Source organism: Streptomyces tricolor (genome assembly GCF_002155905.1).
GTDB lineage: Bacteria > Actinomycetota > Actinomycetes > Streptomycetales > Streptomycetaceae > Streptomyces > Streptomyces tricolor.
Genome location: NZ_MUMF01000521.1, coordinates 1 through 9,837 on the forward strand (window position 1 = coordinate 1; position 9,837 = coordinate 9,837).

A 9,837-nucleotide genomic window follows, 5' to 3' on the forward strand; every position below is an offset into this window, starting at 1 on the left:
CACCGCCGCCGCGCCGTCCCGCCGGGCAGTCCGCGCGATCTCTCCAGGGGCGCCCTTCCTCGCGTCCCCGTCAGGCTCCGCGTGCTCACCCCGGTCAGGACGAGCACGCCGGCGGGGCAGCCGGCCAAGCGCCGCGGCTCGTCCCGGCGCGGCGGCGTACGCGACGGCCGAGGGCACCGGCCGGCGGTCGCCGGCGGCCTCGCCGCACCGGGCGGCGCGGACCACGGCCGCACGGGCGGCACCTTTCCCGCCCGGGCCGCGGGCCAGATTCCTGCGGCGCGCCGCGCGGATCCCGCAGAACGGACTCAGCGCCACGAAGACGATCGCGGCGCCCGCCCCTGACCCGGACTCGCGAACTCGCGAACGAGAAGGCCTCGAAGAAGACGCCGGCGCCGAGGCCGGCGCCCGCCGGGTCACCGGCGGTGCGGGCCGCTGGTCGTGCGGGTCCAGTGGGTGCGCGTGGCGCCGAAGCCCGTCTCGTGGTCCCAGACGTGGGTGCAGGAGGGGCACTGGAGGTGGAGGAGGCTGCCGGTGTTGGCGAGGAGGTAGCGCCAGTGGTCGGGGCACCTGCCGCCCTGCCGGCACGTCGGGCAGGCCAGGTGGTCCTCGCAGTGGGGGCAGGTCACCCAGGCGCGGCGCCCGATGTCCGCCTGCGGGTCAAGCGGCAGCACGGCCGCCCCCGCGCCGCGGCAGCACCCCGGCCGCCACGAGGGTGTCGTACAGCCGCTGCTGTTCCTCGTCGAGGCCCGAGTAGAGCAGGTCGTACGCCTCCTCCTCGCCGCGCATCACCTCGACGGGGTCCCAGCCGGCGCCGAGTGCGTCCATGACGTGGACGCGCCGGGTCATCTCGTGGCCGGTGAGATCCACGGCGAAGTCGACCGGCTCGGTGGGGCGTGCGGCATCTGGGACGGACATAGGCCCGAACTTAGGGTCACCTTTCGGCCATGCCAAGCGTCCGTGGGGCACCTCACACCGGGCTCGGCACCCGCTTCCCGTACCCGTGGTCTCACGGATTCACGCGATGTGGCGGCGATGCCGGGACTGGCACGGTGTGTCCGGAACACGCACGTGCCGAAGGGTAGAGATCATGTCGCCGCATTCACCGACCTCGGAAGCCGACACCACGGGCACCCTCCGCACCACGAGAACGATCCCCGCCCACCGCCGACGGGCGTACTGGCGCGAGGCCCTGTCCCGGACGTTCGGCGCCGTGGACACGGGCGCCCCCGACGAGATCGAGAGTGGCTCGATCCGTACGTCGCCGCTGGGCCCGGTGCAGGCCGTCACCATCGATGGCGATCCGCTGCGGGCCCTGCGCACCCAGCGGCTCATCGCGGGCTCCGGCAACGACGACTACGTGGTGGTGACGCTGCTGAGCACAGGGGTCGCCCGCGTCGAGCAGGACGGCCGCGCGGCGTACGTACGGCCGGGGCAGCTCTTCGTCTACGACATGGCCCGGCCCGTCCGGCTGACGCTCCCGGAGCGCTTCCGGACGAAGTCCCTCGTCCTGCCCCGTGCCATGCTCGGTCTGAGCGAGTCGGACCTGCGGCGGATCACGGCGTCCCCGCTCGGCGCCGACTCGGCGCTCGGCGCACTGCTGGCGCCGCTGCTGTCCCGTCTCGTGGACACCGCGGCGACGTATCCGCAGCGGACCGGCGAGCTGATCGCCCGCAACGTGGTGGACCTGGTGCAGACACTGGCGGAGGAGCGGCTCGGCCGGGCCGGCGCGGACACCGCGGACGCCGCCCGGACCTCGCTGGTGCGGATCCGGGCGTACATCGACCGGCACCTCGCGAGCCCGGACCTGACGCCGGACGCCATCGCCCGGGCCCACCACATCTCCGTGCGCTATCTGCACAAGCTCTTCGAGCTGGAGGACATCACCGTCAGCCGGTGGATCCAGCAGCGGCGGCTGGAGCAGTGCCGGCGGGACCTGGCCCGCCCGGAGACGGCGCGCGTGACCATCGCCGCGGTGGCCCACCGCTGGGGTTTCACCAGCGCCTCCCACTTCAGCCGGGTGTTCCGGGCCGCCTACGGGGTCTCCCCAGCCGAGTGGCGCTCCTCCGCCGTCCGCCGCGCGGCATGACCTCGGTCACTCACCGCCGCCCCCGCATATGCGCTGAGCTGCCGTTTTTGCCATAGTGGGCCTCCGGGCGCCGACGGAGCGGGCGCGTGCGGACAGGGAGGACCCGAGTGGCGGGGGCAGGCGGACCGCTGTCCCGGAGCGGTCTGCGCGGCCGGGAGGCCGAACTCGAAGAGCTGCGCGCGCTGATCGACTCGGTGGCCCGCTCCGGCAGTGGCGCACTGGCCCTGATCCGCGGGGAACCGGGCATCGGCAAGACGACGCTGCTCACCGAAGCCGTCTCCCGGGCCGCGGCGGCGGGGTTCTCCGTCGGCTGCGGCAAGGCCGACGAACTGCATCACCTCGTGCCGCTCTCGTCGCTGGCGACCTGCGTCCTGCACGGCGACCGGCCGCTGCTGTCCGGTGCCGCGCTGGTCGATCTCGCGCGCCGGCACGATCAGCGGATCTGGCTGGTGGAGCGGCTGGCGGAGGTGATCGAGGAACGGGCCGGCGGTATGCCGGTGCTGATCGCCCTGGACGACGTGCAGTGGGCCGACCCGCTCAGCCGGTTCGCCCTCCAGCAGCTGCCGGGCCGGCTGCGGACCTCGCCGGTGCTGTGGCTGCTGACGGAGCGGCGGGGCGTCGACGGGCCGGCCGAGGAGATCGCCGCCGCAGTCCGGGACGAACTGCCGGTGCGCACCCTGGCCTTGGGACCGCTGTCCGGCGCGGCCATCGGCCGGCTCGCCGACGACACCCTGGGCGCCGCCGCCGACGAGCGGGTCCGCGACCTGCTCCGGGGAGCCGGCGGCAACCCGTTCCTGGCCGTCGAGATGCTCGCGGGACTGCGCACCGCCGACGCCTCGGACGATCCGGTGCCGCCGGGGCTGGTGCTGGGCGTACGCGGCAGGCTCAGCTCCCTGCGCCCCGACACACTGCGCTTCCTGCAGCGGGGAGCGGTGCTGGGCCGCGGCTTCGGCTTCCATGACGCCGCCGCGCTCTGCGGCCGGCCTGCCGTCGCGCTGATCCCGGCGCTGGAGGAGGCGGTGCGCGCGGGACTGCTGGACGACGACGGCGACCAGCTCGTGTTCCGGCACGATCTGCTGCGCCAGGCGGTGTACGTGGACATCCCGCCCTCGGCCCGGAAGGCACTGCACCGGGAGGCCGCGGCCCGGCTGGTCACCGCGGGCCACCAGCCGATCGACGTGGTGTCGCACCTCCTCAGGGGCGCCCGGCCCGGGGACCGGGAAGCGGTGGAGCTGCTCCGGCGCGCCGCCGACGACGTGCTGCCGGTCACTCCGGGCCTCGCGGCCGACCTCGTGACGCGCGCGCTGGAACTGGTGCCCACCGCGCGGCCGTTGTGGTTCGAGGTGGGTGAGCAGGCGATCGGCTGCCTGAACCGGGCCGGCCGGAACCGGGAGGCACTCGCGACCGGCGACCGGCTGCTGGCCTGCCGGCCGCCCGTGGAGATGTTGGGCCGGTTGCAGGCCGCTCTCGGCGGCACGCTGTGGAACCTGGATCTCGCCGACGAGTTGCGCCGCCGGACCGAGGCGGCCCTCACCGTCGGGGGTGCCGCCCCGGAGGTGGCTGCGCGGCTGGCCGCCCTGCGCGCCCTGGCCATGTCCCGGGCGCAGGACCTGGTGCCGGCGCGGGCGGCCGGCGAGGACGCGCTGCGGGCCGCCGTCGCGACCGGTGACCGGGAGGCCCATGTCCAGGCGCTGTTCGCGCTCGGGGAGATCGCGCTCAACGCGGGTGAGAACGCCGCCGCGTGGGAACGTTTCACCGCCCTCAGCGCCGTCGATCCCGCTTTCGCTCCCGAGGAGATCGTCGCCTGCCAGCACATGGACGACTTCGCGGCCGGCGAGCGGCTGCTGGCGAGGGCGGCGGACGGCGCCGGCGGGATCCGGGAGGCGATGCTGCTGTGGGCGCAGGGGCAGCAGCACCTGGGGCTGGGCAGGCTGGACGACGCCGACGCCGACTTCCTGACGATGGAGCGCCTGGAGGACGAGGTCCAGGCGCACGTCCAGCAGGTGAACGGCCGGGTGATCCGGTCCCGGATCGCCCTGCTGCGCGGCGACCGGGAGGCGGCGCGGGACCATCTGACGGAGGCGCGCAGGCGGCTGGCGGCCAAGCCGAACCCGGGCAACACGGCCGCGGTGCGCTTCCTGGAAGCGGTCCACGCCGAAGCCGACGGGGACGTCCGGCTCGCCGTGGACAGGATCCGCCGGGTGCAGGACGAGGGCCCCTTTCTGCGCTGGCGGCTGCTGCGCACCTGGGTCGGCTCCGCGATCCGGATGGCGCTGCGCGGCGCGGACCGGGAACTCGCCGAGGACCTCGCCGCGCAGGCGGAGGCCCACGCGGAACGCAATCCGACGGTGCCCACCGCCACGGGGGTCGCGGCGCGGGCCCGCGGGCTCGTGCGGGACGACCTCGCCCTGCTGGACCACGCGGTCGACCTGCTCCGGGCGAGCCCGCGCCCGCTGGTCCGGGCCGCGGCCCGCGCCGATCTCGGACGGGCGCTGCTGGCGGCGGGGCGGAGGGCCGAGGCGGTGACCGCGCTGACCGAGGCCCACGCCGAGTTCGCCGCGGCGGGCGCGCACGCGGCGGCGGCTCAGGTGCAGCGCGCTCTGCGGGACGCCGGGGCCGGCAGCCGCCGGGCGGGCGGGCGGCGCCCCGTGCAGGGCTGGGAGGCCCTCACGGCCTCGGAGAAGAAGGTCGCGCGCCTGGTCGCCCAGGGGCACAGCAACAGGACGGCCGCCGAGCTGCTCGTGGTGTCACCGCACACCGTCAACACGCATCTGACCTCCGCGTTCCGCAAGCTGTCGGTCAACTCCCGGGTGCAGCTCGCCAATCTGGTCAGGGCCCTGCCCGACGACTGAGCGGGTTCCTGGTACGTTCACGCGATGCCGGCCGGACCCCGGTGGGCTTGGCTGGGAACCCCACCCGGTCGGAGGTCACCGCCGTGCACGGACGCGTCCCGTCACCGCTCCTGGCGCCGACCGTCGTGCTCGTGCACGGCGCGTTCACGGACGCTTCGTCGTGGACGGGGGTGATCCGGCTGCTGCACGCGGCGGGGCTGACGGTGCGCGCCCCGGCGAACCCGCTGCGCGGTCTGGCGCACGACGCCGCCTACGTCAGGAGTGTGCTGCGCCAGATCGACGCCCCGGTCGTGCTGGTCGGCCACGGGTACGGCGGCGCGGTCATCACCGATGCCGCCGCCGACGCCGACAATGTGGTGGCCCTGGGGTACGTCGCGGCGTTCGGCCTCGACGCCGGCGAGAGCCTGCTGGACGTCACGCACCGCTTCTCCCCCGTGCCGGGCGCGGACACGGTGTTCTCCGCCTCCGCCGCCGCGCCGTCTCCCGTGGCAGCGGACGGCGAGCTGTTCATCCGCGCGGAACGCTTCCTCCAGATGTACGCCGCCGATCTGCCGCCCCGTGTCACCCGTGCCCTGTCCGTGCGGCAACGGCCCCTCGCGCACAGCGCGCTGACCGCCGGCTCCGGCCCGCCGGCGTGGGCGTCGAAGCCGTCCTGGTACGCCATCGCCGCCGCCGACCGGCTGCTCGACCCCACCGCCCAGCGCTTCATGGCGCAGCGCATGGCGGCCACCGAGTACCTGGTGGACGGTTCGCACGCCCTGGTTCTCTCCCGGCCGGACGCCGTGGCGGCGATGATCCGGGCGGCGGCCGGAGGGGAGCGGTGATCCGGCGAGGGGCCTTCCGGACGGACGATCTTCATATCGGTTGAATGCGGTAGCATCCCTGGCCGGACCGGAAGATGCCGGTATGGACCATGTCGCCCGCCTCCCCGGGACCGGCACCCCCGCACCAGATTTCGCTCGGAAGGCACCCCATGCGCTCAGCGGCCACAGCGTCGGCGCGGCGGTTCACCGCCCTCTTCGGAACCGTCGCCTTGGTCCTGGCCGCCTCCGGGTGCGGTGGCGGAGCCGGATCCGCGTCCGCCGACGGCAAGGTGACCTCCCTCACCGCCCTCGACTACTACACCGACGCCTCCGAGCACGCCCAATGGGGCGAGCGGCTGACCGCCTGCGGCAAGACCGCCGGTGTCACGGTCGAGCACCGGAGCGTGCCGGGCGCGTCCCTCGTGCCGACCGTGCTGCGGCAGGCGTCGTCGCGGACCCTGCCCGACCTGCTGATGCTCGACAACCCCGACCTGCAACAGGTAGCGCGGACCGGCGCGCTGACCCCGCTGGACCGGTACGGCGTCGACTCCAGCGGCTACGCCGAGGGCATCCTGTCGGCGGGCACCTACCAGGGCAAGGTGTACGGGCTGGCGCCCACGGTCAACACGGTCGCGCTCTTCTACAACAAGGACATGCTCGCCGAGGCCGGTGTCTCCGTGCCGAAGACCTGGGACGAGTTGAAGAGGGCCGCGGCCGAGCTGACCCGCCCGGGCCGCTACGGCATGGCGGTGGACGCGAACGCCACGTTCGAGGGCACCTGGCAGTTCCTGCCCTTCCTGTGGTCCAACGGCGGGGACGAGACACGGCTGGACAGCCCGCAGGCCGCCCAGGCGCTCCAGCTCTGGGTCGACCTGGTCGAGAGCGGATCCATGTCGAAGTCGGTGCTGAACTGGACGCAGGCCGACGTCCACGACCAGTTCACCGCCGGCCGGACGGCCATGATGGTCAACGGGCCCTGGCGGATCTCCGAGCTGGACAAGGCCGAGGACCTGCACTGGGGCGTGGCCCCGCTGCCCGTCCGCAAGCCCGGGCAGACCCTCGTCACGCCGCTCGGCGGCGAGGTGTGGACGGTCCCGCAGAACTCCTCGGAGGACCGGCAGCGGAAGGCCGCCCGGGTGCTCGCCTGCCTGAACGACTCCGCCACCATGCGCGCCCTCGCCGAGCAGTACCACACCGTGCCCTCCCGCACCGCCGTGGCGTCCCGGTACGCCCGGGAGGTCCCGTCCATGGCCGCCTTCGTCAAGAGCGTGGAGCGGGCGCGGGCCCGCACCGGCCGGCTCGGCGTCGAGTGGCCCCGGGCGGCGACCGCCATCTACACCGCCGTACAGGCCGCGCTGACGGGTGAGCGGACGCCGGAGGAGGCGCTCAGGCACGCACAGCGGACCGCGACCGGTTCCTGACCGCCTGCGGGAGCGGCCCGCCGGGTGTTCCGCCACGGCTGCGCCGGGGTGACCGGCGCAGCCGTCGGGCCCGGGCGGGCGGACGTCAGCGGGTCGTGTGCAGTTCGGCCACGTATCCGCCCGGGAACCGCACCGTCGCGGTGGAGCGGCCCTCGGCGGTGTACGGCCCCCACAGCACCTTCGCGCCCGCCGCCTCGGCCTTGTGCAGCGTGGCCGGGAGGTCGTGCACCGCGTAGCCGGTGGTCTCCCGCCCGAACGGGTAGGGCAGGTGGCCGTCGGTGACGCTGACGACGGTGTTGCCGAACGGGGAGCGCAGGGCGATGCGCCGGTACGTCCGCCCGGGCAGACCGATGTCACCGGCGTCCGCCGCCCGCTGGTCGGAGACGATCCGGCCCCCGGTGAACCGGAGGTAGGAGCCGAGGAACTCGCCCACCGCGTCGGGCGTCAGGTAGACGCGGTTGTCCGGCACGGTTTCCAGGGGCGCGTACGACGGGGCCTTGGTGTGCCAGTACAGCTGGGCGTTGACGCCGCCGGGGAACTGGACGATCGCGTCCCGCCCGATGGGGTCGTCGAAGGGCGCGACGACGACGTGGGCCCCGCTCGTGCGGGCCTGCCGGACGCCCCGGTCGAGGTCGCTCACGAGCCAGCCCGTCCGCTCGGTGCCGAACGGATAGGGGACGGGCGTCCTGAAGTCGAAGACGGACAGGGTGCCGACGGGCGAGAGGACCAGCTCGGACTCGGTGCTGCTGGGCGTGGGGGTGACGGTCGTGACGGCCTTGGCGGTGTGCGTGCCGCCGAAGGTCGCCTCCCAGCTCGCGACGAACGTGTCCACGTCGCCCGGGGTGACGTAGACGTGTGTGGTGTCGTACTGGGGGCCGACCGCGGTGGTCGGGGCCGCCGCGGGGGTTCTCTCGTTCTGGGCCGAGGAGGGTGCCCCGGAGCCCACCACGCTCAGCGCCACCAGTAACGCGGGCAGCACCCATGCCATCGCCTTGCGCTTCATTCCTGTCCCTTTCCGTCGAAGCAGGTGAACCGAACGGTAGGGAGCGGGAGCGGGGGCGAGGTTGCCGTCGGCGCCCCGGGTGTTGCCTGTCAGCGAACAGACCGGCCGGACCTCACCAGCGGAGGGCCGTGAAGTCGACCGGGCGCGGGCGCAGCAGGCGGGTGCGTGCGGTCAGGTCGTGGAGCCGCCGGGACATCTCGTCGGCCGGCAGGCGGCGCCGGTCCCCGTGGCCGGGCAATACCCACTCGAAGCGCAGCCGGCCCGCCGTCCTGGCCAGGGACGCGGCGAGTTCCTCGATGGAGTACCAGGTCACGCTGTCGGCGACTTCCAGATCACCGGTCGTACGGGACCAGTAGAAGCTGTCGCCGCTGAAGCAGTACCGGTCGTCGGCGAGGTAGAGGACGCTGCCCCGGGTGTGTCCGGGGAGCGGGTGGACGGTGACGCCCTCGGCGATCTCCAGGGGTTCGAGTCCGCGGATCACCTGGTCGGCGTCCGGGGCCGCGTCCAGGTCGCCCTCGTGGATCCACAGCCGGGCGCCGAAGTGGTCCGCGTAGCGGCGGCCGTGGGCGGCGTGGTCGCGGTGGGTGAGCAGTACGTCGGTGACGCGGCCGAACGCCTCGTAGCGCTCGGCCAGTTGCCGGCTCCAGCGCGGGGTGTCGATCATCATGCCGGTGCCGGAGGGCCGCAGGAGCAGGTAGGAGTTGGCGCCCGCGGTGTGGGGCGAGTTGTGCCCGCAGATCAGGACGCCGTCGTCCAGGGCGAGCGGGAACGGGTCGAGCGACTGGTCGGCCCGGCCGGTCCGCGGGCGGATCGAGCGGGTGGGGCAGGCGAAGACGGCGGCGTGTAACCGCCGGTTCTCCGCCTCGTCGGCCGGCGGGCGCAGGATCCGCGACTTCCCGTCGACCTCGGCGATCAGCTCGGGCGCGAACTGCCGGGCCACATCGCAGTTCGTGCAGCGGTCGTCCACGTACCATCCGTCCACGTCTGGGCTCCTTCCACGGGACGCGGCCTCGGCGGAGGCCGCCTTTCCAGAGGTATCCCGTCGGGCGGCCGCATCGGTAGACCCCGCTGATCTTGTGTTTCCGGTGCCGTGGCGCTCTGGGCAGGGCAGCACCGATGGGCGACAAAATAGCCGAATCCGGGCATCCCCGGCCATGGGGCGTGCTGAGCCGACGTGCGGCTCAGGGCCGTACGGTGAACCCGCCCCGCCCGTCGAACCGGACCTCGTGCACCGCGTCGAACCCGTCCGCCGCCGACGGTCTGCGCAGTCGCTCGCACGTGGCCAGGACGCCGACGTCGGGGACCCGGTCGCGGCCCTCGCGCGCGGCGTTGCGCCGCAGGGAACCCGGCACGTCGGGCGGGAACCAGTAGGCCGTCGCGGTCGCGCCGTGGGCGTGGGCCGCCTCCACCAGCGGGCCCCACTCCCGCGGCGAGGGGTTCGTGTTGTCCACGGCCACGGCCCGGCCGGCCGCCAGGTGCTCGGCCACCAGCCGCATCTGCCGGGCCTGCTTGTTGCGGGCGCCGCGGAGGAACAGATCCTTGCTGACCAGCTCGTACCGGTCGGACAGGCACTGCGCGTAGAAGGTGGACTTCCCGGCGGCCTGCAGCCCGACCAGCACCGCCAGGTCCGGGCCGGCCCCCGCCCCGGGCACCGCCGCCATTCCGCCCGTAC

Annotated in this window: 9 protein-coding genes; 4 read left to right on the top strand and 5 right to left on the bottom strand. The window is 74.3% G+C overall.

Annotated features, from left to right (window positions below):
• Positions 1-413: 413 nt before the first annotated feature.
• Entirely contained in the window at positions 414-671 is a 258-nt protein-coding gene (locus tag CCN44_RS32340; protein WP_059247173.1) for a hypothetical protein, read from the bottom strand.
• Positions 658-915 carry a DUF6400 family protein gene (locus CCN44_RS32345; RefSeq protein WP_107502129.1) on the bottom strand — a complete coding sequence of 86 codons (258 nt, stop codon included), beginning with the start codon at positions 913-915 and terminating at the stop codon, positions 658-660. Before CCN44_RS32345 ends, CCN44_RS32340 begins: the two co-directional genes overlap by 14 nt.
• 172 nt (positions 916-1,087) lie before the next feature.
• On the opposite strand from CCN44_RS32345, the gene CCN44_RS32350 reads away from it, so the two are divergent.
• From CCN44_RS32350 to CCN44_RS32365, 4 genes are all read left to right on the top strand, one after another.
• Positions 1,088-2,086 (top strand): AraC-like ligand-binding domain-containing protein, encoded by a 999-nt coding sequence (locus CCN44_RS32350; protein WP_086701690.1) that lies wholly within the window; start codon positions 1,088-1,090, stop codon positions 2,084-2,086.
• 107 nt (positions 2,087-2,193) lie between these two features.
• Complete coding sequence (locus tag CCN44_RS32355) at positions 2,194-4,938, top strand: ATP-binding protein (protein ID WP_086701693.1); 2,745 nt, start codon at positions 2,194-2,196, stop codon at positions 4,936-4,938.
• Between the two features lie 47 nt (positions 4,939-4,985).
• Entirely contained in the window at positions 4,986-5,762 is a 777-nt protein-coding gene (locus CCN44_RS32360; protein WP_308406423.1) for an alpha/beta hydrolase, read from the top strand.
• 149 nt (positions 5,763-5,911) lie between these two features.
• Positions 5,912-7,162, top strand: a complete 1,251-nt coding sequence (locus CCN44_RS32365) for a sugar ABC transporter substrate-binding protein (RefSeq protein ID WP_059247169.1) — start codon at positions 5,912-5,914, stop codon at positions 7,160-7,162.
• Positions 7,163-7,247: 85 nt separating this feature from the next.
• Here CCN44_RS32365 and CCN44_RS32370 read toward each other — a convergent pair whose 3' ends face one another.
• The 3 genes from CCN44_RS32370 to CCN44_RS32380 form a co-directional block, all read right to left on the bottom strand.
• Positions 7,248-8,165, bottom strand: a complete 918-nt coding sequence (locus CCN44_RS32370) for a hypothetical protein (RefSeq protein ID WP_059247168.1) — start codon at positions 8,163-8,165, stop codon at positions 7,248-7,250.
• A 112-nt stretch (positions 8,166-8,277) separates the two neighbouring features.
• Positions 8,278-9,147, bottom strand: coding sequence for an MBL fold metallo-hydrolase (locus CCN44_RS32375; RefSeq protein ID WP_059247167.1), 870 nt, complete (start codon positions 9,145-9,147; stop codon positions 8,278-8,280).
• Positions 9,148-9,346: 199 nt separating this feature from the next.
• Positions 9,347-9,826, bottom strand: coding sequence for an AAA family ATPase (locus tag CCN44_RS32380; protein WP_086701697.1), 480 nt, complete (start codon positions 9,824-9,826; stop codon positions 9,347-9,349).
• Positions 9,827-9,837: the final 11 nt, after the last annotated feature.